The 25,886-nt window shown below is 62.4% G+C and carries 29 protein-coding genes; 2 read left to right on the top strand and 27 right to left on the bottom strand.

The annotated features are described in order from the left end of the window. Window positions 1–43 precede the first annotated feature (43 nt). From tatB to AC1DEK_RS12125, 8 genes are all read right to left on the bottom strand, one after another. Entirely contained in the window at window positions 44–502 is a 459-nt protein-coding gene (gene tatB, locus AC1DEK_RS12160) for a Sec-independent protein translocase protein TatB (RefSeq protein WP_478125488.1), read from the bottom strand. Between the two features lie 13 nt (window positions 503–515). Further along, on the bottom strand, window positions 516–752 hold the full coding sequence (gene tatA / locus AC1DEK_RS12155; protein WP_478125487.1) for a Sec-independent protein translocase subunit TatA: 237 nt from the start codon (window positions 750–752) through the stop codon (window positions 516–518). Window positions 753–817: 65 nt separating this feature from the next. Next, window positions 818–1,177 carry a histidine triad nucleotide-binding protein gene (locus AC1DEK_RS12150; protein WP_478125486.1) on the bottom strand — a complete coding sequence of 120 codons (360 nt, stop codon included), beginning with the start codon at window positions 1,175–1,177 and terminating at the stop codon, window positions 818–820. Next, complete coding sequence (locus tag AC1DEK_RS12145; RefSeq protein WP_478125485.1) at window positions 1,167–1,556, bottom strand: DUF4870 family protein; 390 nt, start codon at window positions 1,554–1,556, stop codon at window positions 1,167–1,169. Before AC1DEK_RS12145 ends, AC1DEK_RS12150 begins: the two co-directional genes overlap by 11 nt. A gap of 17 nt (window positions 1,557–1,573) precedes the next feature. Continuing rightward, window positions 1,574–1,957 carry a phosphoribosyl-ATP diphosphatase gene (locus tag AC1DEK_RS12140; protein WP_478125484.1) on the bottom strand — a complete coding sequence of 128 codons (384 nt, stop codon included), beginning with the start codon at window positions 1,955–1,957 and terminating at the stop codon, window positions 1,574–1,576. Beyond that, window positions 1,954–2,355 carry a phosphoribosyl-AMP cyclohydrolase gene (hisI, locus tag AC1DEK_RS12135; RefSeq protein ID WP_478125483.1) on the bottom strand — a complete coding sequence of 134 codons (402 nt, stop codon included), beginning with the start codon at window positions 2,353–2,355 and terminating at the stop codon, window positions 1,954–1,956. The genes AC1DEK_RS12140 and hisI overlap by 4 nt, the downstream gene beginning before the upstream one ends. Before the next feature lie 17 nt (window positions 2,356–2,372). After that, window positions 2,373–3,152 carry an imidazole glycerol phosphate synthase subunit HisF gene (gene hisF / locus AC1DEK_RS12130; RefSeq protein ID WP_478125482.1) on the bottom strand — a complete coding sequence of 260 codons (780 nt, stop codon included), beginning with the start codon at window positions 3,150–3,152 and terminating at the stop codon, window positions 2,373–2,375. A gap of 19 nt (window positions 3,153–3,171) precedes the next feature. After that, entirely contained in the window at window positions 3,172–4,014 is an 843-nt protein-coding gene (locus tag AC1DEK_RS12125) for a D-hexose-6-phosphate mutarotase (protein ID WP_478125481.1), read from the bottom strand. A gap of 137 nt (window positions 4,015–4,151) precedes the next feature. Here AC1DEK_RS12125 and AC1DEK_RS12120 point away from each other — a divergent pair, with 137 nt between their 5' ends. Together AC1DEK_RS12120 and AC1DEK_RS12115 are read left to right on the top strand one after the other, a co-directional pair. Continuing rightward, the gene (locus AC1DEK_RS12120; protein ID WP_478125480.1) at window positions 4,152–5,459 is read left to right on the top strand and encodes a dicarboxylate/amino acid:cation symporter; all 1,308 of its coding nucleotides are present in this window, start codon (window positions 4,152–4,154) and stop codon (window positions 5,457–5,459) included. 12 nt (window positions 5,460–5,471) lie between these two features. Next, window positions 5,472–6,425 (top strand): amino acid ABC transporter substrate-binding protein, encoded by a 954-nt coding sequence (locus tag AC1DEK_RS12115; RefSeq protein ID WP_478125479.1) that lies wholly within the window; start codon window positions 5,472–5,474, stop codon window positions 6,423–6,425. Window positions 6,426–6,529: 104 nt separating this feature from the next. Here AC1DEK_RS12115 and hisA read toward each other — a convergent pair whose 3' ends face one another. From hisA to AC1DEK_RS12020, 19 genes are all read right to left on the bottom strand, one after another. Further along, on the bottom strand, window positions 6,530–7,273 hold the full coding sequence (gene hisA, locus AC1DEK_RS12110) for a 1-(5-phosphoribosyl)-5-[(5-phosphoribosylamino)methylideneamino]imidazole-4-carboxamide isomerase (RefSeq protein ID WP_478125478.1): 744 nt from the start codon (window positions 7,271–7,273) through the stop codon (window positions 6,530–6,532). A 153-nt stretch (window positions 7,274–7,426) separates the two neighbouring features. Continuing rightward, a complete protein-coding gene (gene hisH, locus AC1DEK_RS12105; RefSeq protein ID WP_478125835.1) occupies window positions 7,427–8,077 on the bottom strand; it encodes an imidazole glycerol phosphate synthase subunit HisH in 651 nt (216 codons plus the stop codon). After that, window positions 8,074–8,703 (bottom strand): imidazoleglycerol-phosphate dehydratase HisB, encoded by a 630-nt coding sequence (gene hisB, locus AC1DEK_RS12100; RefSeq protein ID WP_478125477.1) that lies wholly within the window; start codon window positions 8,701–8,703, stop codon window positions 8,074–8,076. Before hisB ends, hisH begins: the two co-directional genes overlap by 4 nt. Continuing rightward, window positions 8,700–9,791, bottom strand: a complete 1,092-nt coding sequence (hisC, locus tag AC1DEK_RS12095) for a histidinol-phosphate transaminase (RefSeq protein WP_478125476.1) — start codon at window positions 9,789–9,791, stop codon at window positions 8,700–8,702. Before hisC ends, hisB begins: the two co-directional genes overlap by 4 nt. Before the next feature lie 5 nt (window positions 9,792–9,796). Next, the gene (locus AC1DEK_RS12090; RefSeq protein ID WP_478125475.1) at window positions 9,797–10,162 is read right to left on the bottom strand and encodes a hypothetical protein; all 366 of its coding nucleotides are present in this window, start codon (window positions 10,160–10,162) and stop codon (window positions 9,797–9,799) included. A gap of 27 nt (window positions 10,163–10,189) precedes the next feature. Beyond that, on the bottom strand, window positions 10,190–11,506 hold the full coding sequence (gene hisD / locus AC1DEK_RS12085; RefSeq protein ID WP_478125474.1) for a histidinol dehydrogenase: 1,317 nt from the start codon (window positions 11,504–11,506) through the stop codon (window positions 10,190–10,192). A gap of 13 nt (window positions 11,507–11,519) precedes the next feature. Continuing rightward, complete coding sequence (hisG, locus tag AC1DEK_RS12080) at window positions 11,520–12,161, bottom strand: ATP phosphoribosyltransferase (RefSeq protein WP_478125473.1); 642 nt, start codon at window positions 12,159–12,161, stop codon at window positions 11,520–11,522. Next, the gene (gene murA / locus AC1DEK_RS12075) at window positions 12,158–13,444 is read right to left on the bottom strand and encodes a UDP-N-acetylglucosamine 1-carboxyvinyltransferase (protein ID WP_478125472.1); all 1,287 of its coding nucleotides are present in this window, start codon (window positions 13,442–13,444) and stop codon (window positions 12,158–12,160) included. The genes hisG and murA overlap by 4 nt, the downstream gene beginning before the upstream one ends. 18 nt (window positions 13,445–13,462) lie before the next feature. Beyond that, window positions 13,463–13,717, bottom strand: coding sequence for a BolA family protein (locus tag AC1DEK_RS12070; RefSeq protein ID WP_478125471.1), 255 nt, complete (start codon window positions 13,715–13,717; stop codon window positions 13,463–13,465). Between the two features lie 7 nt (window positions 13,718–13,724). After that, the gene (locus tag AC1DEK_RS12065) at window positions 13,725–14,489 is read right to left on the bottom strand and encodes an ABC transporter permease (protein WP_478125834.1); all 765 of its coding nucleotides are present in this window, start codon (window positions 14,487–14,489) and stop codon (window positions 13,725–13,727) included. Then, window positions 14,489–15,436: an ABC transporter ATP-binding protein gene (locus tag AC1DEK_RS12060; protein ID WP_478125470.1), complete on the bottom strand. Its 948-nt coding sequence runs from the start codon at window positions 15,434–15,436 to the stop codon at window positions 14,489–14,491. The genes AC1DEK_RS12065 and AC1DEK_RS12060 overlap by 1 nt, the downstream gene beginning before the upstream one ends. 34 nt (window positions 15,437–15,470) lie before the next feature. Next, window positions 15,471–15,743, bottom strand: coding sequence for an STAS domain-containing protein (locus AC1DEK_RS12055; protein WP_478125469.1), 273 nt, complete (start codon window positions 15,741–15,743; stop codon window positions 15,471–15,473). Between the two features lie 6 nt (window positions 15,744–15,749). Beyond that, window positions 15,750–16,412, bottom strand: coding sequence for an MlaC/ttg2D family ABC transporter substrate-binding protein (locus tag AC1DEK_RS12050; protein WP_478125468.1), 663 nt, complete (start codon window positions 16,410–16,412; stop codon window positions 15,750–15,752). Window positions 16,413–16,539: 127 nt separating this feature from the next. Continuing rightward, window positions 16,540–17,244: an MlaA family lipoprotein gene (locus AC1DEK_RS12045; RefSeq protein ID WP_478125833.1), complete on the bottom strand. Its 705-nt coding sequence runs from the start codon at window positions 17,242–17,244 to the stop codon at window positions 16,540–16,542. Between the two features lie 20 nt (window positions 17,245–17,264). Continuing rightward, window positions 17,265–17,753, bottom strand: coding sequence for an outer membrane lipid asymmetry maintenance protein MlaD (mlaD, locus tag AC1DEK_RS12040; protein WP_478125467.1), 489 nt, complete (start codon window positions 17,751–17,753; stop codon window positions 17,265–17,267). 26 nt (window positions 17,754–17,779) lie between these two features. Continuing rightward, window positions 17,780–18,562, bottom strand: coding sequence for a lipid asymmetry maintenance ABC transporter permease subunit MlaE (gene mlaE / locus AC1DEK_RS12035; protein ID WP_478125466.1), 783 nt, complete (start codon window positions 18,560–18,562; stop codon window positions 17,780–17,782). Then, window positions 18,559–19,383, bottom strand: a complete 825-nt coding sequence (locus AC1DEK_RS12030; RefSeq protein WP_478125465.1) for an ABC transporter ATP-binding protein — start codon at window positions 19,381–19,383, stop codon at window positions 18,559–18,561. Before AC1DEK_RS12030 ends, mlaE begins: the two co-directional genes overlap by 4 nt. Window positions 19,384–19,531: 148 nt before the next feature. Continuing rightward, window positions 19,532–21,010 (bottom strand): glutamate synthase subunit beta, encoded by a 1,479-nt coding sequence (locus tag AC1DEK_RS12025; RefSeq protein WP_478125464.1) that lies wholly within the window; start codon window positions 21,008–21,010, stop codon window positions 19,532–19,534. A 33-nt stretch (window positions 21,011–21,043) separates the two neighbouring features. Then, entirely contained in the window at window positions 21,044–25,792 is a 4,749-nt protein-coding gene (locus AC1DEK_RS12020; RefSeq protein ID WP_478125463.1) for a glutamate synthase-related protein, read from the bottom strand. Window positions 25,793–25,886: the final 94 nt, after the last annotated feature.

The raw sequence follows: 25,886 nt of genomic DNA, 5'->3' as shown, positions 1-25,886 counted from the left end.
CGGGAATTCAGGGCGCGCTCGATGCACCCGGATCGCGCCGAAACTAGTTGATCTTGTGAGGACGGTAACGGGCTACACGCGCTGCGCCCGAGAGCGCCTTGGTGCGCACCCCGTTGCGCGCCTTGTACCACTGCGGCGTGGCGCCCTGCTTCAAGCGCCAATTCTTGCGTGGGTGCTTGTATTGCGGATAAGCGGCGAGCACCGGCTCTTGATCGGCGGGCGTGTGGCCGATATCAGAAATCTGCTTTTCGAACTCGCTCGCGCCCGATTGGATGCTGTGCTGGACATCGCGAGCGGCATCCTGCACCGTATCTTTCATCTTGCGCAACTCGTCCAGGTCCATCGATCGATTGACCTCGGCCTTGACGTCGTTGACGTAGCGCTGCGCCTTGCCGAGCAGCGTGCCCACAGTGCGGGCAACGCGCGGCAGCTTTTCAGGTCCGATGACGATGAGTGCGACTGCGCCGATCAGCGCGAGTTTCGAGATGCCGAGATCGATCACGGACGTTTGTGGCTCAGGACTTCTGACGCGCTTCGACGTCGATCGTCGACTTGTCGGCAGCGCCGGTGTTGGTCACCTGAGCGTTCGGGTTGGCTGGCGTTTCAGGTGCCGAGCCGTCGCGCATGCCGTCCTTGAATCCCTTGACCGCACCGCCGAGGTCCGAGCCCATGTTGCGGAGCTTCTTGGTGCCGAAGATCATCACCACGACGAGCAGCACGATCAGCCAGTGCCAGATGGAAAGTGAACCCATGGATTACTCCTGAAGAATATGAGAGATTTTAGACGGCGCGCAAATGCCGCCTGATGGGGCGGGAATCACCCTCTGAGCCATGGCCGGGGGCCGCCCATGACGTGTATGTGGAGATGGTGGACCTCCTGCCCGCCCTCGGCCCCGGTATTGACGACGATACGAAAACCGCCGTCCGGATAGGGCCTGCAACCCTGCTCGGTGGCCAGCTTGGGAGCCAGGACCATGATCTTCCCGAGCAAAGGCGCGTCTTCAGGGCTGACCTGTGCCATCGAAGGGACATGCCGCTTCGGCACGATCATGAAATGCACTGGCGCCCACGGCGCAATGTCGTGGAAGGCGAAGAGTTCTTCATCCTCGTAGACCTTGCGCGAGGGAATCTTGCCCTCGATGATCTTGCAAAAGACGCAGTTCGGGTCAGAGGACATTCGATGGCTCCATGGATCGGCCCGCGTTCATTCGCACCATCCCCTTGACGATGCGATAGAGGAACCAAAGGGAAATCAGGGCCCAGGCGATCCAGCCCGGCACGAAGAGAAGCAGCCACAGCCATGCCGTGAGCACATACAGCACGCCGGCCAACACGACCGTTCGAATGCGCCAGCTGAAATGCGATGCCTGCCAAGTGCCTGCCGCCTCGTCGCGCTTGACGAGGTCGATGATCAGGGCGATCAGCAGCAGGCCGACGGAAGCCTGTGCACCAGGCAGGACCGCGCCGATTGCCACCACGAGGTGCAGGATGTAACTGACCCAGCCCCAGGTCTTGAGGGAGTCGTTGGGTTCGACAGTCACGATGTCGTTGGGCATGGTGTCCTCTCGTTTCCTCAGTCGTTGGAAGCTTCGCGATCCTGCGCCTTGCGCAGGGCTTTTTCCTCGATGCCGCTGGTACCTTCACGGCGCTCGAGCTCTGCGACCACGTCGCTTGGCGAAAAGCCGTAATGCGCGAGCGCCACCATGCTATGGAACCAGAGATCGGCCACTTCGTTCACCAGTTTGGAGCGATCGCCGCCATGGTCAGCATCCTTGGCCGCCATGACAACTTCGGTCGCCTCTTCGCCGATTTTCTTCAGGAAAGCGTCCGGCCCCCGATGAAGAAGGCGCGCGACGTAGCTCTTGTCGGGATCGCCGCCGCGCGCAGGCAGCCGGCTCTCGATCACGGCAGCCAGCCGCGCCAGTGCGTCCGCGGAGTTGGATTGTGTGTCGCTCATCTTGGGGACGATGTGTAGATCGCGGCAGGGTCTTTCAAGACCGGTTCGGCAACTGTCCAACGGCCGTTTTCGTATTTGCTGAAAAAACAGCTGTGGCGGCCCGTGTGGCATGCAATCCCCGGCTCGTGTCCGAGCTGAGTGACCTTCAGTAACACGACGTCATTGTCGCAATCGATACGAATCTCATGGACGGTCTGCACGTGGCCCGATTCCTCGCCCTTGAACCAGAGCTTGCCGCGGGATCGGCTGAAATACACGGCGCGACCGATTTCGGCGGTCTTTGCCAGTGCTTCGCGGTTCATCCAGGCGAACATCAGGACGTCCTTGCTGCCCTGCTCCTGTGCGATCACGGGCACCAGTCCGTTTGCATCCCACTTCACTTCGTCGAGCCAATTCATGGCTGAATTGTCGGTCATCAAAACCGCACGGGAATGCCCCGCGCCGCCATCTGCGCCTTCGCTTGGCCCACGGTGAATTCGCCGTAGTGAAAGATGCTTGCGGCAAGGACTGCATCGGCGCCGCCCGTCTGTATGCCGTCAGCTAGGTGTTCGAGGCTGCCGACCCCGCCCGAAGCGATCACGGGCACGCTCACGGCGTCACTGACGGCGCGCGTGAGTTCGAGGTCGAAGCCGCTCTTGGTGCCGTCACGGTCCATGCTGGTCAGGAGAATCTCTCCGGCGCCGCGCCGCGCCATCTCGACCGCCCATAGGACTGCGTCGAGACCGGTGTTCTTGCGGCCGCCGTGGCTGTAGACGTCCCAACCCGGTCCACGGGTTGCAGCGTCCTCCACCGTGCGGCGCTTGGCGTCGATTGCCACCACGATGCACTGGGCGCCGTATTTCTGGGACGCGTCTTCGATGACCTGCGGATTCGCGATGGCTGCCGAGTTGAAGCTGGTCTTGTCCGCGCCGGCATTGAGCAAACGGCGCACATCCGCCACGGTGCGCACGCCGCCGCCGACTGTCAGGGGAATGAACACCTGCGAAGCCACGGCTTCGATGATGGGGAGGATGAGGTCCCGCTCGTCGCTCGTGGCGGTGATGTCGAGGAACGTGAGCTCGTCCGCGCCCTGTGCGTTGTAGCGCGCGGCGATTTCGACCGGGTCGCCGGCGTCGCGCAATTCGACGAAGTTGACGCCCTTGACGACGCGGCCGCCGGTCACGTCAAGGCAGGGAATGATGCGTTTGGCAAGCATGGATTCGAGGGTCAGGAATTCAGGAAATAGTGAGTTGCTGCCAGCCTTGCCACTGCGCACCCGGCACCAGAAGGACAGGCTCGTCGATTCGCGCCGCCTCGACGCAAAGCATGTGGCGCCATCCATCATCGGGCAGGTCGTCGAGCTTGGTGCTCAAGATGGGGCCGGGGTTCCAGACCACCGTCTCGGTGCAGCTCGCACTGTGCGATATCTCGAGCGTGCCTGAAGGCTGGATCAGCCGCAGCGGACGCGCGGGGGATGCATAAACGCTGTCGAATTCAGAGCCGAAGCTGAGCGCGGGCGCCAGTTCGACGTGGCGATCGTCACGCACGGCATCCCAGCGATTGGCGCCTTGCAGGCCTTCGAGCCGAAGCGAAGTCACGTCGTCGACACGCAAATAGGTGTGCAGCGCAGCCGCAAAGGACCAAGGGCCGCTCCCGGGATTGTCGACCGTGAGCGCAACGCGCAGCGAATGCGGCGCAAGAGTCACTGTCAGGCGCAGGCGAAACGCATGTGGCCAGATGGCGCGTGTTGCCTCGTCAGCCTGCAACAAGAGGACGGCCGTGCTGCGCTTGCCATTGGTTTCCTGCGATTCAGGCTGCCACGGCACATTGCGCACGAACCCGTGCTTGGGCAGCGACCCACGCATGTTGAACTGCGGCCAGCAGATCGGCACGCCCCCCCGAATGGCGCTGTGGCCGTCGAAACGGGCATCGGGGCTCAGGTATAGGCGCTCCACGCCATCAGCGGTCATCCAGGACAGCACGTGCGCACCGTGGAGGGCGACCATGCAACTGTCGCCGGCGGGAAGCGCAAGGCGCACCACCGGTTGGCCGCGAAAAGCTGACGTTTGGACAGACATGGCCCGATTCTAGGTTTCGCCTGTGTCGGGATTGCGGCCAACACAGATTTCGCTTGAAATCGCGTCAGCGGGCGCTCGCGACGGCGGGATGTCGGCCATAGAAGATCCTCCCGCACGTATTCGCAAGGAGAGCACCCATGAGAAGGAAACTGCCCCCAGCCGTTTGGATCCTGATCGCGATGGTGATTGGGATCATCGTGGGCTACATGGTCTTCGTGAACTTTCCGGACAAGAAGACCGCAACGGAGATCGCCGGCTACATATCGATCATGTCAGACGTGTTCTTGCGGCTGATCAAAATGCTGATCGGTCCGCTGGTGTTCTCCACGCTGGTGGTGGGCATCGCGCACATGGGCGACGCGGCCGCGGTCGGGCGCGTATTCGGCAAGGCGCTGGCATGGTTCGTCACTGCTTCGCTGGTATCGCTGATCCTGGGGCTGGTCATGGCCAACATCCTGCAGCCGGGCCACAACCTGGGTCTGCCGCTGCCGGACATTGGCTCGTCCGCCAACCTGGCCACCTCGAAGTTCACCCTCAAGGACTTCGTCAGCCACATGGTGCCGCGCTCCTTTGTCGAATCGATGGCCAACAACGAGATCCTGCAGATCGTCGTCTTCTCGATGTTCTTCGGCGTGGCGCTGGCCTCGCTCGGCGAGAAGGCCAAGACGCTGGTCAGTGCCATCGAGGAACTCTCGCACGCGATGCTCAAGATCACCGGGTACGTGATGAAGCTCGCGCCCCTGGCGGTGTTGGCAGCGATGGCAGCCACCGTTGCCGTTAACGGGCTGGACATCCTGCTGAAGTTCGCCGTCTTCATGGGCGGCTTCTACATCAGCCTGTTCATGCTGTGGGGCTTGCTGGCTCTTGCAGGCTTCATCTTCCTGGGGCCGCGAATCTTGAAACTGCTGAGCTACATCCGCGAACCGTTCCTGCTGTCGTTCGCAACGGCCAGTTCCGAGGCGGCCTACCCGAAGATCCTGATCGCTCTCGACCGGTTCGGCGTGAAGCGCAAGATCTCCAGCTTCGTCATGCCGATGGGCTACTCCTTCAATCTTGACGGCTCGATGATGTATTGCACCTTCGCGGTGCTCTTCATTGCGCAGGCCTATGACATCAACTTGCCCATCGGCACGCAGATCACCATGCTGTTGATCCTGATGCTGACTTCGAAGGGGATGGCTGGCGTGCCGCGCGCATCGCTGGTGGTGATCGCCGCCACCCTCAACCAATTCAACATTCCGGAGGCGGGGCTGCTGCTGATACTGGGTGTGGACACCTTCCTGGACATGGGCCGCTCGGCGACCAACGCCGTCGGCAACTCCATCGCCACCGCGGTCGTCGCGAAATGGGAAGGCGAACTGATGACCCAAAGCGAGGCCGAGGCGAACGCCCGATCACTGGACGCCGAGCTCGCCGCCACCATCGCCCATCCGGCCCATGCCTGAGGACGAACGGCCATGGCGCTCTTGCGAACGCGAATACTGTCGGGCGCAGCCGGTCTGATTTGCGGCTTTGCGGCCCTTTCAACGCCGTCGACGCGGGCGTGGGCACAGTCCGACCCAGCGCCCGCCACGCCCGCCGCGCTGGCCGGGACGCTGGCCAAGGTGCGCGATGCCGGAGCCGTCACCATCGGCTATCGCGAGTCTTCGATTCCGTTTTCCTACCTATCGTCACGCAATGAGCCGATCGGCTATTCGATCGAACTTTGCAAGGCGCTGGTCGAAGCGATGAGCGACTCGGTCCACAAGACGCTCGCGACCCGGTGGGTTCCAGTGACGTCCGAATCGCGCATCGATGCCGTCGTCAGCGGCCAGGTGGATCTCGAGTGCGGCTCCACCACGAGCAATCTCGAGAGGCAGAAGCGCGTGAGCTTTTCGCCCACGATCTTCGTCTCGGGCACCAAGCTGCTGGTCCGAAAGGATTCGCCGATCCAATCGTTCCGGGACCTGGCCGGGAAGTCGGTCGCCGTAACGCGCGGAACGACCAACGAAAAAACCATGCGCGACATCTCGGAACGCTTCAAGCTCAACCTGAATCTCGTGGTGTCGCACGACCATGCCGAATCATTTGCGCTGGTGAAGTCGGGCAAGGCGGAGGCATTCGCGACCGACGATGTGCTGCTGTACGGCCTGATCGCCCAAGACCGCGGAAGTGCGAACGCCCCGAGCGACTACCAGGTTGTCGGCGAGTTTCTGTCGTATGACCCGTACGGGGTGATGTATCGCAAGAACGACCCTCAGATGGCTGCCGTTGTCAATGACACCTTTCACGACCTCGCGGAGGATGGCGAGATCGAGCGCCAGTACAAGCGCTGGTTCCTGCGCAAACTGCCGTCTGGCACGAGCCTGAATCTTCCGATGAGCCCCCAGCTGGAAACAATCATCCAGATGATGGCAATCAAGGCGGAGTAGGTTTCAGTGCGCGAAGCGCCGCGGAACCGGCTTCGCCGGGCCGCTGGCGCTGCCCCCGGCAGGGGGTGGGCGACCACACGAAGTGAGTCAACCTGGGGGCGAGCCTATTGTTCGGCGAGTTCGTCCGCGCGGGCCTGCGCGGCGGCAAAGTCCAGGTCGCCGGAGTAGATCGCTCGACCGCAGATGACGCCCTCGACACCATCGGGTTCGACAGCGCAGAGCTTGTCGATGTCCGCCATGTTCGACAGCCCGCCAGAGGCTATGACGGGGATCGTGAGCGCCTGCGCCAGGCGCACGGTGGCGTCGATGTTGATGCCCGACAGCATTCCGTCGCGGCCGATGTCGGTGTAGATGATCGATTCCACGCCGTAGTCCTCGAACTTCTTGCCCAAGTCGGCGACTTCATGGCCTGTGAGCTTGCTCCAGCCATCGGTCGCCACCTTGCCGTCCTTGGCGTCAAGCCCGACGATGATGTGGCCACCAAAGGCACTGCATGCGTCTTTCAGGAAACCGGGATTCTTCACCGCCGCGGTTCCGATGATCACATAGCGCAGGCCATCGTCGATGTAGCGCTCGATCGTGTCCAGGTCGCGGATGCCGCCGCCGAGTTGCACGGGGATGTCATCGCCGACTTCCCTGAGGATCGACTTGATGGCGGCGTGGTTCTGCGGCTTTCCGGCAAAGGCGCCGTTCAGGTCGACCAGGTGAAGCCGCCTCGCGCCGGCTTCCAGCCATTTGCGCGCCATTGCGGCTGGGTCTTCGCTGAAAGTGGTGGACTGATCCATATCGCCCTGCTTGAGGCGAACGCAGTGGCCGTCTTTGAGGTCGATCGCAGGAATGAGGAGCATGGTGCGAAATTGCTTGGAACGAGCGATGGAAGAGGAATCGCGGGAAATCGAAGCGGACGGATGAAAGTGGGCGGCAGGAAGCGGGATCGTACTCAGATTCCGGCAGGGCCTGCGGGCGCAGACCGGAGCCGGGTATTCGGTGCGTTCACTGCGTCAAGGATTCCAGTGGAGGAAATTTCGGTAGAGCTGAAGCCCGTCGTTCGCACTCTTCTCCGGGTGGAACTGGGTGGCAAAAATATTATCGCGTGCGACGGCGGCGGTAAAGCGGCCGCCGTAGTCTGCCTCGCCCACACTGTGGGCGGCATCGGCAGGCTTCACGTAGAAGCTATGCACGAAATAGAAGTAGCTTTGGTCGGGCACGCCGGCCCACATTGCATGCTTGCGCGCCTGCACCACCTGGTTCCATCCCATTTGCGGGACCTTGTAGCGGCTGCCGTCCGGCTGCACGCGGCCGGCCAGGTCGAACTTGCGGACGTCGCCAGGGATCAAGCCGAGACCTTCGGTCGGTCCTTCGTCGCTGTGTGACAACAGCATCTGCATGCCCACGCACACGCCAAAGAGCGGCTTGGAAGCCGCGGCTTCGAGAACCGGCTCGAGCAAGCCCGAATCGCGCAACTCGCGCATGCAGTCGGGAATGGCGCCCTGCCCCGGCAGCACGATCCGCGTGGCCTTACGTACGACGTCCGGGTCTGAAGTGACGAACACTTCCACCCCCACCTGATCGGCCGCATGCTGGACGGCCTGCGACACCGACCGCAAATTGCCCATGCCGTAGTCGACGACGGCAACAGTGTTCTTTGTCAGAGCGAACCCTTCGTGGAAGGAATGACCCCGGCGGAACGCGGATCGAGTTCCAGCGCCGCACGCAGCGCCCGGGCAAAAGCCTTGAAGACAGTCTCGCACTGGTGATGCGCATTGACACCCTTCAAGTTGTCGACGTGCAGCGTGACGAAAGCGTGATTGACGAAGCCGTGGAAAAACTCGGAGGTGAGTTGGGTGTCGAAGGTGCCGATCATCCCGCTGGTGAAGGGGACATCCATCACCAGGTCCGGGCGGCCCGAAAAGTCGATCACCACGCGGCTGAGCGCCTCGTCCAGCGGTACATAGGCATGCCCATAGCGCCGGATGCCCGTCTTGTCGCCCACTGCCTTGGCAACAGCCTGCCCCAGCGTGATGCCGACGTCTTCCACGGTATGGTGGCCGTCGATGTGCAGGTCGCCCTTGCAGTCGATGTCGAGGTCGATCAGGCCGTGCCGCGCGATCTGATCGAGCATGTGATCGAAAAAGCCGATCCCGGTCGAGAGCTTCGAGCGGCCGGTGCCGTCGAGGTTGACCTGGACCGTGATCTTGGTCTCGGCGGTGTTGCGCGTGACGGACGCCACGCGCGCGCCAGCTGCGACGACTGCTTCGGGTGCCGTTGGAGTGTTCATAGTGAAGCTTCGAGCGCCGCGATCATCCGCGCATTCTCGTCGGCGGTTCCGACGGTCAGGCGCAGGCAATTCGCGAGCAATGGGTGCATTTTAGAAACGTTCTTGACCAGTACGCCGGCCGCCTTCATGCCCTCGAAGGTCTTCGAGGCATCCGGCACCCGGACGAGGATCATGTTGGCTTCGCTCGGCCAACTCTTCACGCGGGGCAGACGGCCCAAAGCCTCGAAAATCCGGTTTCGCTGTGTTCGAATGTCCGCTGCCTGGTTGGCGAACACGTCCGCATGCTCCAGCGCGAAAAGCGCGCACTCACAGTTCAGGACGCTGATGTTGTAGGGTGGCCGGACCTTGTCGATCTCGGCGACCAGCGCTGCCGGCCCCATCATGTAGCCCAGCCGAACCCCGGCCAGGCCGAACTTGCTGAGCGTGCGCATCAGCAGCACATGGTCATGGCGGCTCACGCGATCGATGTAGCTCTTGCCGGCGAAGGGCTGGTAAGCCTCGTCGATGACGACCAGACCACCCTGCGCGCCTTGCGCTTCGACGATCTTCTCGATCGCTGCGTCGTTCCAGAGATTGGCCGTCGGGTTGTTCGGATAGGCCAGATAGACGATGGCGGGCTTTTCGCGCTCGATGGCCGCGAGCATCGCTGGTTCATCCAGCTCGAAATCGGCCGTCAGCGGAACGCCAACGAAGCGCAGTCCCTGCAACTGGGCGCTCATCGCGTACATCACGAAACCCGGGACGGGCGCCACGATGGTTGCTCCCGGCAAGTCGCAGGCCATGGCAAGGAGCGAAATCAGCTCGTCCGAGCCGTTGCCGAGCATCAGGGCAAAACCTTCCGGCATCGCGGCGTATTTCGCCAGTGCGCGTTGCAAATCGGCGCCCCGAGCGCCCGGGTAGCGATTCAATGCAAGGGCACCGAGGCGCTGTCCCAAAGCCGTCTGCAACTCTGGCGACAGGCTGTATGGGTTTTCCATCGCATCGAGCTTCAGCAGGCCACGCGCGTCTTGGACGGCATAGGCGTGCATGGATTGCACATCAGCACGAATGCGGCCGAGTGCGCGGTTTATGGCGGTCATGGAAGTCATTCGATTCAAGGCGCGCAGCGATAGCTGTTACGCAAGGCAGCGGCAAGCACCAGCTGCACGGGCATGTCCGCTTCGTAGTTGTCGGCGTTGCGGGTCAGTTCGGTTTGGTAGAGCGAGCGCGCCATGACGGGCTCGAGTTTGCGGCCGTTGACGCAGAAGCGCGGCTTGAGGTGCTCCCGCTGATCCGCGTCATTGGCTTCACGCAGACCCTCCATGACCCCGACGAGGTAGTAGTTCGCGTAGAGCTTGCCGTCTTTCTCGTTCGCTTCGAGGGTGCGAAGCTCGCGGATGGTCATGGCTTGCGCACTTGCAGCGAAGACCCACACTGCCAACGCCAGCGCAGCGCGGAGCGTGTTCAGTCGGTTTTGCATCACTTCAGGAATTCCTTCCAAAGACCATCAGCGCAGTCGCATGCGTGCAGCCTCGGCGTGCGCGGACAGCCCCTCGCCCTCTGCCAGAACCATGGCGACGCGCCCCAGAACCTGCGCGCCGGCTTCGCTGACCTCGATGAGGCTCGAACGTTTCTGGAAGTCGTACACGCCCAGCGGAGAGCTGAAACGCGCCGTGCCGCTGGTCGGCAGAACGTGGTTCGGGCCCGCGCAGTAGTCGCCCAGGCTTTCGCTCGTGTACGCACCGAGAAAGATCGCACCCGCATGCTTGAGCAGCGGTTCCCAGCGATGCGGCTCACGGCTGCTCACCTCCAGATGCTCCGGCGCAATCCGGTTGCTGATCTCGCACGCCTCTTCCATGCTTCGCGTGTGGATCAGCGCGCCACGTCCGCTGAGGGACGCCGCGATGATTGCCGCGCGTGGCATGGAGGGCAGGAGTCGATCGATTTCCTGCTGAACGCGCTCAATGTAGGCCGCATCAGGGCACAGCAGAATGCTCTGCGCCAGTTCGTCGTGCTCTGCCTGGCTGAACAGGTCCATTGCCACCCAATCCGGCGGCGTCGTGCCGTCGGCAAGCACCAGGATTTCGCTGGGGCCCGCAATCATGTCGATGCCGACGGTGCCGAACACGCGGCGCTTCGCGGCAGCCACATAGGCATTGCCCGGACCCGTGATCTTGTCCACCGCGGACACCGAGCCAGTGCCGTAAGCCAGCGCCGCCACCGCCTGCGCCCCACCGATGGTGAAGGCGCGCGTCACACCGGCGACGTGCGCCGCGGCGAGCACCAGCGGATTCTTTTCGCCGCCGGGCGTCGGCACGACCATGATGATTTCGCCGACACCGGCAACATGCGCAGGAATGGCGTTCATCAGGACGCTCGACGGATAGGCGGCCTTGCCTCCAGGAACGTAGATGCCGACGCGGTCCAGTGGCGTGACTTTCTGCCCCAGCAGCGTCCCGTCCGCGTCGCGGTAGCTCCAGCTTTCGCCGCTCGCCGTCTTCTGCGCTTCGTGATAGCTGCGCACGCGGCTTGCAGCGGCTTCCAGCGCTTCTCGCTGGGCGTGAGGAAGCGACTCGAAAGCTTCGCGCAGTTCGACGGCCGTGAGTTCGAGTGCGTCCATGGTGGCCACGTCGAGCCGGTCGAACCGACGGGTGTATTCGAGCACTGCCGCGTCACCACGACGTTGCACGTCGGCAAGAATGTCCGCCACGACCTGCTCGATTGCAGCATCTGCCTCCGCGGACCAATGGAGGCGTGCCTTGAATTCGGCCTCGAAGGTGGCCGAACCGGTCGACAGACGGGCGGGGACTGCTTTCAGGTTCATGGCGGGTGCACTGTCACGAAGAAGGTATGGCAGATTCGAAAGCATCGACGATGCGACGGATCGCTTCACGCTTGAGCTTGAGCGCAGCCTGGTTGACGACCAACCGTGCGCTGATGTCCATGATGCGTTCGACTTCCACCAGTTGATTGGCTTTCAAGGTGTTGCCCGTCGACACCAGATCGACGATGGCGTCCGCCAGACCCGTCAGCGGAGCGAGCTCCATGCTGCCGTACAGCTTGATCAGGTCCACGTGCACGCCCTTGCTCGCGAAGAAGTCGCGCGCCAATCCGACGTACTTGGTCGCGACCTTGATGCGCGAACCCTGCTTCACGGCCGAAGCGTAATCGTAGTCGGCGCGAACCGCGACACTGAGGCGGCAGGCCGCGATGCGCAGATCGAGCGGCTGATACAAGCCCTGGTTTCCGTGCTCGAGCAGAACGTCGAGCCCGGTAACGCCGAGGTCGGCGCCACCGTACTGCACGTAGGTCGGCACATCGGACGCCCGCACCAGCACCACACGCACTTCCGGCCGAGTCGTAGCCAGAATCAGCTTGCGGGACTTCTCGGGATCTTCCGTCACCTCGATGCCGGCAGCAGCAAGCAGAGGCATGGTCTCCTCGAAGATTCGTCCCTTCGAGAGCGCCAGCGTGATCATGGCTGCACCTCGGCAGGCCCGGCGACGCGTTCAATGTCGGCACCGAGTCCGCGCAGCTTGGTTTCCATTCGGTCATAGCCGCGGTCCAGGTGGTAGATGCGATCCACCAGCGTCTCGCCGTCCGCCACGAGTCCTGCGATGACAAGGCTGGCCGACGCGCGCAAGTCGGTTGCCATCACCGTTGCACCCGACAGCTGCGGTACTCCCTCGAGCACTGCCACCTTGCCGTCGGTCTGGATGCGGGCGCCCAGGCGCAGCATCTCGTCGACGTGCATGAAGCGGTTCTCGAAAATCGTCTCGGTCACCGTCGAAGTGCCCTCCGAGATTACGTTCAGCGCCATGAACTGCGCCTGCATGTCCGTCGGAAAGCCGGGGTATTCGGTGGTGCGGAAGCTCTGCGCCTTGAGGCGGCCGCGACTTTGCACGCGGATGCCACCATCGACGGCGGTCACTTCAGCCCCTGCGGCGCGAAGCTTTTCGATCACGGCATCGAGATGGTCGGCCCGACCGTGCTTGAGGAGCACGTCGCCGCCCGTAGCCGCCACGGCGCACAGGAAGGTGCCCGTTTCGATCCGGTCCGCCACCACCTGGTGGGTGCATCCGCGCAGCTTGTCCACGCCCTGAATGCGGATGCGGCTGGTGCCGTGCCCTTCGATCTTTGCGCCCATGGCGATCAGCATCTCGGCAAGGTCGGCAATCTCGGGTTCCTGGGCGGCGTTCTCGAGCACCGTCTCGCCCTCTGCCAGCGCGGCTGCCATGAGGAAATTCTCGGTACCGGTGACGGTGACCATGTCGGTGGTGATGCGCGCGCCATGCAGGCGCTTGCGGCCCCCACCGACGCTCGCGACCATATAGCCGTGCTCGACCACGATGTCAGCGCCCATGGCCTGCATGCCCTTGATGTGCTGGTCGACAGGGCGCGATCCGATGGCGCAGCCGCCCGGCAGCGACACCTTGGCCTTGCCGAAGCGCGCAAGAAGCGGCCCCAATGCAAGCACCGAAGCGCGCATCGTCTTGACAAGTTCGTACGGCGCTTCGGGGACTTCGAGCGATCGCGCGTTGATGCGGACTGTGCCGTTGTCATCCCGCTCGGCTGCGACACCCATGTTGTGAATCAGCTTGAGCATCGTCGCCACGTCCTTGAGGCGAGGCACGTTGTGCAGCGTCACCGGTTGATCCGTCAGCAGTGCCGCGCAGAGTTCGGGCAAGGCGGCGTTCTTGGCGCCGGAAATGAGTACCTCGCCGCGAAGCGTACGCCCGCCGCGAATCAGAAGTTTGTCCATGTGAAATCCAGCGGAGGTCTAGCGAGAAGGCGAAGAGTTCTGGCTCGCCCATTCGGCGGGCGTATACGTTTTCATCGAGAGCGCATGCACCTCGTCGGTATGCATTTTGGCACCCAGGGTGGCGTAAACACGCTGATGACGCTGGATGGCGCGCTTGCCCTCGAACTCCGCGGAGACGATCGTCGCGTACCAGTGCCTGCCATCTCCTTCGAGCGCGATGTGCTCGCAGGCCATGCCTGCCGCGATGATCGATTGAAGTTCTTCAGCAGTCATATCAGGGTTATCCGCGAATCTTGTAGCCGATGCGCAGCAAGTGAACGGCGATCGCACTGACCACCAACCACGCAGTGCCGACGATCGCGAAACTCAGCCATGGCGACACGTCGCTGACACCGAAGAAGCCATAGCGAAAGCCGTCGATCATGTAGAAAAACGGGTTCAGGTGACTGACGGTCTGCCAGAAAGGGGGCAGCGAGCCGATGGAATAGAACACGCCCGACAGGAAGGTCATGGGCATGATCAGGAAATTCTGGAACACGGCCATCTGATCGAACTTCTCGGCCCAAAGACCTGCAATCAGCCCCAACGTACCCAGAATGGCAGCACCCAGAAAGGCAAAAATGGCGATCCACCACGGTGCGACGAACCCCGGCACGGCGAACAACGCCGTCACGACGAACACACCCAAGCCGACAGCCAGCCCGCGTACGATCGATGATCCGACGTAGGCAAAAAACCAGCCCCAGTGAGACAAAGGCGTGAGCAACACGAATACCAGGCTGCCCATGATCTTGCTCTGGATGATGGACGACGAACTATTGGCAAAAGCGTTTTGCAAGACGCTCATCATCACGAGGCCCGGTACTAGAAAAGCCGTATAGCTCACAGTCCCGTAGACCTTGACGTGGTCTTCGAGCACATGCCCGAACACCATCAGGTAGAGCATTGCGGTCAGCACCGGGGCGCCGACGGTCTGGAAGCCTACCTTCCAGAAGCGCAGTGTTTCCTTGTAGAGCAGCGCGCGCCACCCGAGCGCATTGACCATCATCTTGCGACCTCCAAGGGCGTCTGCTCGCCGGCCATGAGGTCGATAAAGACGTCTTCCAGGTCAGCCTTGCGCATTTCGACATCCTCGACATCCAGGCCGGCTTCGCGGATTGCGGCAAGCAATTGCTCGACTTCGCGAGCATTCTGGGCAGGCAGTTGGACGATGCGTCCGGTGACGCGCGCGTGCTGCGCAATGGACCATGGCAGCATGCCGTCGGTCTTGAAGCGCAAAACGTTGCTCGCGGCGGAGCGGAGGAGTTCGCTCGTACGGTCCAGCGCGATCACTCGACCCAGTTTCAACATGGCAATGCGATGGCATAGTGCCTCCGCTTCTTCCAGGTAGTGCGTGGTTAACAGCACCGTGCTGCCTTGCTTGTTGAGCTTGGCGATGAACTGCCATAGGGTCTGGCGCAATTCGACGTCGACCCCTGCGGTCGGTTCGTCGAGCACGATTACCGGCGGCTTGTGCACCAGCGCCTGGGCGACCAGCACGCGACGCTTCATGCCGCCGGAGAGCTGACGCATGTTGGCATTGGCCTTGTCGGCCAGCCCCAGGCTGTGCAGGAGCTCGTCGATCCAGTCGTCGTTGTTCTTGATGCCGAAGTAGCCGGATTGGATGCGCAAAGCTTCGCGCACGTTGAAGAACGGATCAAAAACCAGCTCTTGCGGCACCACGCCAAGTTGGCGGCGCGCTTCAGCGTACTGCTTCTGGACGTCGAAGCCGTGCACGCTGATTGCGCCTTCCGTCGGACGCGAAAGTCCGGCGAGCATGCTGATGAGGGAGGTTTTGCCTGCGCCGTTCGGGCCGAGAAGGCCGAAGAATTCACCTTCCTCGATCTGGAAGGTCACGTTGTCGACGGCGCGTAGACCCGGTGTTCCCTGGGCCCGTTGCTGGCGTGAGGCAGGATAGGTCTTTGAGACCGATTGAAAGGAGATCGCGGGCATGGGAACCCGCGATTTTAGAGGTCTGGCCGCTTCTTTATGGCGCGGCAGGCAAAAGTCCCGCAACGCCGTACAAAGAAGCAAGCTCTCGCAGGCGTGGTGGCAGGCCCTTTACGGCGAAGCCGCGTCCTAGCGCGCTCGACTCTCGCCGACATTCGAGCAGCACCGCGAGCGCTGAAGAATCGAAGTGCTGCAACGCAGTGGCATCGACCACCGTGGCGGTGTCCGTCTGCCCGGCCAGACCGCGCTGGAGCATGTAAACGCAAGCGGGCGCTTCGTCGTGGGTCAGCTTCTGCGGCAGGACCAGCATGGCCGATCAGCCCTTGCCGTTGGCAGAATTGCTCTTGTTCCGCGCAACCAGCGCGTCGATCAAGCCGTCGATGCCCTTGCTGTTGATCTGCTGCGAAAACTGCGTGCGGTAGGTGTCGACGAGCCAGACGCCCAGCACATTGATGTTGTAGATCTTCCAGCCGCCTGCTTCGCCGGGCGTTTTCTCAAGCCGATAGTCGAGCTGCACGGGATCGCCGCCGCCGCGGATTTCAGTGCGAACCAGCACTTCCTTCTCGTCTGGCGAGCCTCTGAAAGGCCGCACGCTCACGGTCTGATCACTGACTTGATCGAGCGCCCCCGCGTAAGTCCGCACCAGCAGCTTCTTGAATTCCTCTTCCAGCCGTTGCTTCTGGTCGGGCGTCGCCTGACGCCAGGCAGGCCCGACCGCGGAAGCAGTCATGCGCTCGAAGTTCACGTTGGGCATGATCTTGGTGTTCACCAGCGCCATGATCTTGTTGATGTCGCCGGCCTTGATCGACTTGTCAGCCTTGATGGTGTCGAGCACGTCCGCAGAAATGCGCTTGACGAGCGCGTCGGGCGATTCGTCGGCTGCGCGGGCAGGCTGTACCAACGTCAAGGCCGCGCCGACCATGAGCAGGCCGGCGAGCGCAAGGCGCCCCAAAAATCGGCGTTGAAAAATCTGATTCATCGGTCTAATCCCTTGTTCGAAGTCTTGATCGGTCGAGCGGTGTTGGACGCCGCACCAAGTGCCACGGTTCCATGGCCTCACGAGGCTCGCAGCAACGGATTGCAAACCCCGCAGTCATCCAACGGCTTCAGTCGTCGGACAATTTGCCATCGTTAATGTCATTGCGGCGACGTTGCAAGAAGGCGTCGCGGGTGAACGAATACTTGTCAAGCGCGGCATCCTGCAAAAGCTGCCCCGCGCGCAGAAGGTTGGAGCGCAGGTCCACCAAGCGAAGTGCATACATGGAGTTTCGCAGCGGAATATTGGTCACATAGTTGACGGGGTCGCCGTTCACGTCCACCACGAGCGCAGCGGTATCCCGGAACGTCGATGGACCGAGCAGCGGAAGCACCAGGTAAGGACCGCTTGGCACACCCCAGTGACCCAGCGTCTGGCCGAAGTCCTCGGTGTGGCGATCGATTCCGGCCTCTGTCGCGATGTCGAGCAATCCGCCAAGCCCGAAGAACGTGTTGACGTTCACGCGCATGAAGGTTTGTGCACTGTCTTGCAGCTTGAGCTGCGCCACGCTGTTGGCAAAGCTCCACACGTCCGAGAGATTGCCGAAGAAGTTGTTCACGCCCGTGCGAACCGGTGAGGGAAGGAATCGGCGATAGACCGTCGCGACCGGGCGCAGCACGGCGTCGTCCACGGTGTCGTTGAAGCGCGCGACCTGGCGATTGAGCGGCTCGAGCGGGTCAGCCGGATTGGCGTTCGGGCCAGTTGCGCAACCAGCGAGCACGACAAGAGCGCCGACGGTCAAGCCTCGCAGGCACGCAGCAAGCGCATTCGACATGGCAAAAAGGGATCGTGGGTTCATTTCTTGTTTGAATTGCCTGACGGCGTGCTGCCCTCTGCAGCCTTGCTGTATAGAAACTGACCGATCAGATTCTCGAGCACGACTGCGGATTGCGTCGACGTGATGACGTCGCCGGCCTGCAGGTTCTTTTCATCGGCGCCAGCTTCGATTCCGACGTATTGCTCGCCCAGCAAGCCGCTGGTCAGGATCTTGAGCGAACTGTCCTTCGGGAAACTGTATCGGCTTTGCAGCGCAATCGCGACGCTGGCCTGGAAGTTCTTGTCGTCAAACGTGATCGATTCGACACGCCCAACAACGACGCCCGCGCTTTTGACCGCCGTCTGCGGCTTCAAACCACCGATGTTGTCGAAACGCGCGGTCACTGTATAGGTCTTCTGGAAGTTGAGGCTCAACAGGTTGGCCGACTGGAGCGCGAGAAAAAGCAGCGCGGCGGCACCAATCAGCACGAACAGGCCGACCCAGATATCTTTGTTTGAACGTTGCATGTCTTGCACTCTCCTGATCGTTTTTTCTAGATGCTGAACATCATGGCGGTCAGCAGGAAGTCGAGCCCCAGCACGGCGAGCGAAGCGACGACCACAGTGCGTGTAGTGGCGCGGGAGACGCCTTCAGGGGTTGGCTGTGACGCATAGCCTTGCAGCAGTGCCACGAAGGTGACCGTCAGCCCGAACACGATGCTCTTGACGACACCATTGCCAACATCCTTCCAGACATCCACGCCAGTCTGCATCTGCCCCCAGAATGCCCCAGGGTCGACGCCCAGCATCAGGACGCCCACGACGTAACCACCCAACACGCCCACAGCGCTGAACACCGCAGCCAGCAGCGGCATCGTGATGACGCCGGCCCAGAACCGCGGGGCAAGAATGCGTTGCACCGGATCCACAGCCATCATTTCCATGGCACTGAGCTGCTCGCCAGCCTTCATCAGGCCGATCTCCGCCGTGAGGGAAGTGCCCGCCCGCCCGGCGAACAACAGCGCCGCAACAACCGGGCCGAGTTCACGGACGAGGCTGAGTGCCACGAGCAATCCCAGCGCCTCGGAGGAACCGTAGCGCTGCAATGTGTAGTAGCCCTGCAGCCCGAGCACGAACCCGACGAACAGACCGGACACCGCGATGATCGCAAGCGAATAGTTGCCAAGGAAATGAATCTGGTCGCGCACCAGTCCAAAGCGGCGCAAGCTGCCCGCTCCGCGTATGAACAATCTCAGGAATAGCCGGGCGCCAAGGCCCAGGTCCGCGAGCTTGCTGCGCACTGCGAAGCCAATGTCCGCCGGCCGATACCAACTCATGCCCGCCCTCCCTGGGCGTTGCCGAAGTCGTCCTCGACCGCTACGGCCGGATAGTGGAAGTGCACCGGTCCTTCGGGCAGCGCATTGACGAACTGATGAACCAGCGGGTCGTTGCTGCGACGGACTTCTTCAGGGCGGCCCTGCGCCGCAATGCCGCCGTTGGCAATGATGATCACGTGGTCGGCAATGCGGAATGTCTCTTCGAGATCGTGCGAAACGATGATGCTGGTCAGACCCAACGTGTCGTTGAGCTGCCGGATCAGTCGCGCTGCCGTGCCTAGCGAAATGGGATCGAGCCCCGCAAAGGGCTCGTCGTACATCACGAGATCGGGATCGAGTGCAATGGCCCGGGCCAATGCCACGCGCCGCGCCATGCCGCCCGACACTTCGCTGGGCATCAGCTGCCGCGCGCCGCGCAAGCCGACCGCGTCGAGCTTCATGAGCACGATGTCGCGAATGAGGGATTCAGAAAGCGCCGTGTGTTCGCGAAGGGGAAACGCGACGTTGTCGAACACACTCATGTCGGTGAAGAGCGCTCCGAACTGGAACAGCATGCCCATTCGGCGCCGTGCGGCATAGAGGGCGTCGGAATCGAGCTTGCCGACATCCTGCCCGTTCACCAGGACCTCACCGCGCTGCGCGCGCAACTGGCCACCGATCAGCCGCAGGACCGTCGTCTTTCCGCCGCCAGACGCTCCCATGAGGGCAGTTACCTTGCCGCGCGGCACGGAGAACGTAACGCCGTCGAGGATGGCACGCGCGCCGTATCCGAAGATGACGTTGTGAAATTCGACAACTGAGGTGGGAGGGGATGTGTCCATGGGCAATGAAAAAGCCGGGCACCCTAAGGCATCCCGGCTCGCGGTACGGCGCAATGATACGGGAAGCACAAGCGGCCGGCCGGCCCAGACAAATCCGAAAGCGGGGCCCCTTTTTCCGCCCGCTGCTTCCCTCGCTTCGGCCGCCGCTTCAGCGTGGCAGGTCGCTGAATCCCATCAGGAATTCATCCACCGCGCGCGCTGCCTGGCGGCCTTCGCGGATGGCCCATACCACCAGTGACTGGCCGCGGCGAATATCACCGGCGGCGAACACCTTGGGTACGTTCGTTGCGTAGCCACCGATGAAGTCCACCGTGGCCTTTGCATTGCCGCGCGCGTCCTTTTCGACACCGAACGCATCCAGCACATTGGCGACGGGGCTCACAAAGCCCATTGCGAGCAGTACGAGGTCGGCCTTGAGCACTTGTTCGCTGCCGGGCACCTCGACCATCTTGCCGTCCTTCCACTCGACGCGAACGGTCTTGAGGCCCGTGACCTTGCCTTTTTCGCCGATGAACTCCTTGGTCGAGATGGCGAATTCGCGTTCGCAACCCTCTTCGTGGCTCGAACTGGTGCGCAGCTTGTACGGCCAGTAGGGCCAGGTGAGCGGACGGTTTTCCTCTTCCGGCGGCTGGGGCATGAGTTCGAACTGCGTCACGCTCACTGCGCCATGGCGATTGCTGGTGCCCACGCAATCGGAGCCGGTATCGCCGCCGCCGATCACGATGACGTGCTTGCCGTCGGCGCGAAGCTGGCCCTTGACCTTGTCGCCCGCATTGACCTTGTTCTGCTGCGGCAGAAACTCCATCGCGAAATGGATTCCGTCGAGATCACGGCCGGGCACGGGCAAGTCACGCGACTGCTCCGCGCCGCCGGTGAGCAGTACCGCGTCGAATTCCTTGTCGAGCTGCTCAGGCGTGACGGTTTCCTTGGCCCAATTGGTGACCTTGGAGCCCTTGCCCAGCGGATCCTTGGCAGCACCGACCATCACGCCGGTACGGAAGGTCACGCCCTCGCCCTTCATCTGATCGACGCGGCGATCGATGTGCACCTTCTCCATCTTGAAGTCGGGAATGCCGTAGCGCAGCAGGCCGCCAATGCGGTCGTTCTTCTCGAAGAGGGTCACGTCATGGCCGGCGCGCGCCAATTGCTGGGCCGCCGCCATGCCGGCCGGACCGGAGCCGATGACCGCGACCTTCTTGCCGGTCCTGTGCTTGGCAGGGCGCGAAGTGACCCAGCCTTCATCCCAGGCCCTGTCGATGATCGCGTGCTCGATCGACTTGATCCCCACTGGATCGTCGTTCACATTGAGCACGCAAGCCGCCTCGCAGGGCGCGGGGCAGATGCGGCCGGTGAACTCCGGAAAATTGTTGGTCGAATCGAGCACCACGAAAGCGCTTTGCCAGTCGGCGCGATAGACCAGGTCGTTGAAGTCCGGAATGATGTTGTTGACCGGGCAGCCGCTGTTGCAAAACGGCGTGCCGCAATCCATGCAACGCGCGCCCTGCACCTTGGCCTGCGTGTCGTCCAGTCCGATGACGAATTCCTTGAAGTGCTTGACCCGTTCGTCGACGGGCTTGTAGCCCTCCTCGATACGCTCATGCTCCATGAAGCCGGTGATTTTTCCCATCGTGCTTTCCTCTGTTCTTCGTTCTCGTGCGCGTCAGACTGCAGCGACGGGCTTGGCAGCCGTTGCTGCATGCGGCTCCATGCCGGCATGCGCGTTGTTGCCGCTGCTGGTGAGTTCGACCTCGCGGTCGTGCATCTCGGCCAGTGCGCGCTTGTATTCGTTCGGGAACACCTTGACGAACTTCGTGCGGGCGACCGCCCAGTTGTCGAGCAGTTCGCGCGCGCGCTTGCTGCCCGTCCAGCGGTGGTGGTCTTCGAGCAGCTTCCTGAGCTGCGCTTCATCGGTCTCGCCGTCGTGCCAGATCTTGCGGTGCACGCTGGCCACCTGCTCGGCCGAGGTCAGCACCTTGTCCAGCGACACCATCGAGAGATTGCAGCGCGAAGCAAATTGGCCGTCTTCGTCGTAGACGAAAGCGACGCCGCCGCTCATGCCCGCCGCGAAGTTGCGGCCCGTCTTGCCGAGCACGGCCACCGTGCCGCCGGTCATGTATTCGCAACCGTGGTCTCCGGTGCCTTCGACCACTGCCGTGGCGCCCGACAGCCGAACTGCAAAGCGCTCACCCGCGACGCCGCAAAGATAGGCCTCTCCCGTGGTTGCGCCGTAGAGCGCGGTGTTGCCGACGATGGTGTTGCGTATGGCCTCTCCGCGGAAGTCCAGGCTTGGTCGAACCACGACACGGCCGCCCGAAAGCCCCTTGCCTGTGTAGTCGTTCGCGTCGCCGATCAGGTACAGCGTGATGCCGCGCGCCAGGAAGGCGCCGAAAGACTGGCCGCCTGTGCCTTCGAGCTGGATGCGAATCGAGTCGTCCGGCAAACCTTGAGGGTGCACCTTCGTCAACGCGCCGGACAGCATCGCACCGACCGAACGGTTCACGTTGCGCGCCACCTCGATGAACTGGACCTTCTCGCCCTTGTCGATCGCCGGGCGCGAACGCTCGATCAGCTTGTTGTCCAGGCTCTTCTGAAGACCATGATCTTGCGATTCGACGTGGTAGCGCGGCACGTCGGCCGGCACGTTCGGCTGCGCGAAGAGGCGGCTGAAGTCCAGGCCGCGCGCCTTCCAGTGCTCGATGCCCTTCTTGGTGTCCAGCAGGTCCGCGCGGCCGATGAGGTCGTCGAACTTGCGCACACCGAGCTGCGCCATGATCTGACGGACTTCTTCGGCGACGAAGAAGAAGTAGTTCACCACGTGCTCAGGCTTCCCGGAGAACTTCTTGCGCAGCGTCGGATCCTGCGTGGCCACCCCGACCGGGCAGGTGTTGAGGTGGCATTTGCGCATCATGATGCAGCCCTCGACCACCAGCGGCGCAGTCGCGAAGCCGAACTCGTCGGCGCCCAGCAGCGCGCCAATGGCGACGTCGCGGCCGGTCTTCATCTGGCCGTCGGCCTGCACGCGGATGCGGCCGCGCAAGCGATTGAGCACCAGCGTCTGCTGCGTCTCGGCCAAGCCGATTTCCCACGGGCTGCCGGCATGCTTGATCGACGACCAGGGCGATGCGCCCGTGCCGCCGTCATGACCGGCGATCACGACGTGGTCGCTCTTGCACTTGGCGACGCCGGCCGCGATAGTGCCGACCCCCACTTCGCTCACCAGCTTGACGCTGACGCTCGCATGCGGCGCGACGTTCTTCAGGTCGTGAATCAACTGCGCGAGATCTTCGATCGAATAGATGTCGTGGTGAGGCGGCGGCGAAATCAGGCCGACGCCAGGTACCGAGTAGCGCAACTGGCCGATGTAGTTGGACACCTTGCCGCCTGGCAATTGGCCGCCTTCACCGGGCTTGGCGCCCTGGGCCATCTTGATCTGCAACTGGTCGGCGGACGAGAGGTACTCGGCCGTCACGCCGAAGCGGCCGGACGCGACCTGCTTGATCTTCGAACGCAGCGAGTCACCGTCCTTCAGCGGAAGGTCCACCTCGACGTTCGCCTCGCCGATCACGCTCTTGAGCGTGTCGCCGACCTTGATCGGAATGCCCTTGAGCTCGTTGCGATAGCGGGCCGGGTCTTCGCCACCCTCGCCGGTGTTGCTCTTGCCGCCGATGCGGTTCATCGCCACAGCCAACGTCGAATGCGCTTCGGTGCTGATGGAGCCGAGCGACATCGCACCTGTGGCAAAACGCTTGACGATCTCCGCTGCCGATTCGACCTCGTCCACCGGAATCGCCTTGGCCGGATCGATCTTGAACTCGAACAGACCGCGCAACGTCAGATGACGGCGGTTCTGGTCGTTGATGATCTGCGCGTATTCCTTGTAGGTGTTGAAGTTGTTGGCGCGGGTGCTGTGCTGCAGCTTGGCGATCGCGTCGGGCGTCCACATGTGCTCTTCGCCACGCGTGCGCCAAGCGTATTCGCCGCCAGCGTCGAGCATGCGCGAGAGAACCGGGTCATCGCTGAAAGCCGCCTTGTGCATGCGGATCGCCTCTTCGGCGATATCGAACACGCCAATGCCTTCGACGCGGCTCGCAGTGCCGGTGAAATATTTCTCGACCGTTTCGCTGTTGAGGCCGATGGCTTCGAACAACTGGGCGCCGCAGTAGCTCATGTAGGTGCTGACACCCATCTTCGACATGATCTTCGACAGGCCCTTGCCCACCGCCTTGACGTAGTTGTAGATGGCCTTTTCTGCGCTCAGGTCGCCTGAGAGGTCTTCATGCATCGCGGCGAGTGTTTCCATCGCCAGGTAGGGATGCACGGCTTCCGCGCCATAGCCGGCGAGCACGCCGAAGTGATGAACTTCGCGCGCAGAACCTGTCTCGACGACGAGGCCCGCCGTGGTGCGCAGTCCCTCGCGAACGAGGTATTGATGAATCGCCGACAACGCCAGCAGCGCTGGAATGGCGATTTGCGTGGGACTCACGCCGCGGTCGCTCACGATCAGGATGTTGTGTCCGCCCTTGATTGCATCGACGGCTTCCGCGCAGAGCGAGGCCAGCTTGGCTTCGACGCCTTCTTCGCCCCAGCCGAGCGGATAGGTGATGTCGAGCGTATAGCTCTTGAACTTGCCCTGCGTGTACTTGCCGATGTCGCGCAGCTTGGCCATATCGGCAAAGTCGAGGATTGGCTGGCTCACTTCGAGCCGCATCGGCGGGTTGACCTGGTTGATGTCCAGCAGGTTCGGCTTCGGTCCGATGAAGGACACGAGCGACATCACGATGGCTTCGCGGATCGGATCGATCGGCGGGTTCGTCACCTGCGCGAACAACTGCTTGAAGTAGTTGTAGAGCGGCTTGTTCTTGTTTGAGAGCACGGCCAGCGGGCTGTCGTTGCCCATCGACCCGATGCCCTCTTCGCCTGCCGCGGCCATCGGGCTCATCAGGAACTTGATGTCCTCTTGCGTGTAGCCGAACGCTTGCTGGCGGTCGAGCAGGCTCACCTGGCTCGACGGCGGCTGCACCGTCTCAGCCTCGACGCTGTCGAGCTTGATGCGCAGGTTTTCGATCCATTGCTTGTACGGCTTGCTGTTCGCGAGGGTCGCCTTGACTTCCTCATCGTCGATCATGCGGCCTTGCTCGAGGTCGATGAGGAACATCTTTCCCGGCTGAAGACGCCACTTGCGGACGATCTTCTGTTCAGGCACGGGCAGCACGCCGGATTCCGAACCCATGATGACCAGATCGTCATCCGTCACGCAGTAGCGCGAGGGACGCAGGCCGTTGCGGTCGAGCGTAGCGCCGATCTGCCGGCCGTCCGTGAAGACGATCGAAGCCGGGCCATCCCACGGCTCCAGCATCGCGGCGTGGTACTCATAGAACGCGCGGCGACGCGGATCCATGGTGGCGTGCTGTTCCCACGGCTCGGGGATCATCATCATCACGGCCTGGCTGATCGGATAGCCAGCCATGGTGAGCAGTTCGAGGCAGTTGTCGAAGGTCGCGGTGTCAGACTGGCCGGCAAAGCTGATCGGATAGAGCTTCTGCAAGTCGGCGCCCAGTACTGGCGAAGACATGACGCCTTCGCGCGCCTTCATCCAGTTGTAGTTGCCTTTGACAGTGTTGATCTCGCCGTTGTGCGCCACGTAGCGATACGGGTGCGCGAGCGGCCACTCGGGGAAGGTGTTGGTCGAGAAACGCTGGTGCACCAGGCCCAGGGCCGAGACGCAACGCTTGTCCTGAAGATCGAGGTAGTAGGTGCCGACCTGATCGGCGAGCAGCAGACCCTTGTAGACCACCGTGCGGCTCGACATGCTCGGAACGTAGTATTCCTTGCTGTGCTTGAGCTTCAGGCGCTGGATGTTGGCGCTGGCGGTCTTGCGGATCACATAGAGCTTCCGCTCCAGCGCGTCCTGCACGATGACGTCGTTGCCACGGCCGATGAAGACCTGACGCAACAGCGGCTCCTTGGCGCGCACGTTGGGCGACATCGGCATGTCGCGGTTGACCGGCACATCACGCCAGCCCAGCAGGACCTGGCCTTCGACCTTGATGGCGCGTTCCATTTCCTGCTCGCAGGCTTCGCGCGAGGCGTGCTCTTTGGGCAGAAAGATCATGCCGACGCCGTACTCGCCAGGAGGGGGAAGCGTGACGCCCTGCTTTGCCATCTCTTCGCGGTACAGCAGGTCCGGCAGCTGGATCAGGATCCCCGCGCCATCGCCCATCAGTTTGTCAGCGCCTACTGCGCCGCGGTGGTCCAGGTTCTCAAGTATCTTGAGGCCCTGCAACACAATGGCATGGCTCTTTTCGCCCTTGATATGGGCCACGAAGCCAACGCCGCACGCGTCGTGCTCGTCAGCGGCGGAATAAAGACCGTGTTGTTGGAGATGCTCGATCTCGGCAGCCGTCGTCATGGGCGTGCTCCTTCAGTTTTCGCAGGGAAAAGGAGCATATTGCTTTGCACAAATAATGCCAAACAGTTTAAAGGGGGTCAGATCAATATTTACC

It is taken from the genome of Variovorax sp. 10N420, assembly GCF_056394705.1.
The sequence above is the reverse complement of the archived record's forward strand: the minus strand, read 5'-3'. Positions and strand labels throughout refer to the sequence as shown.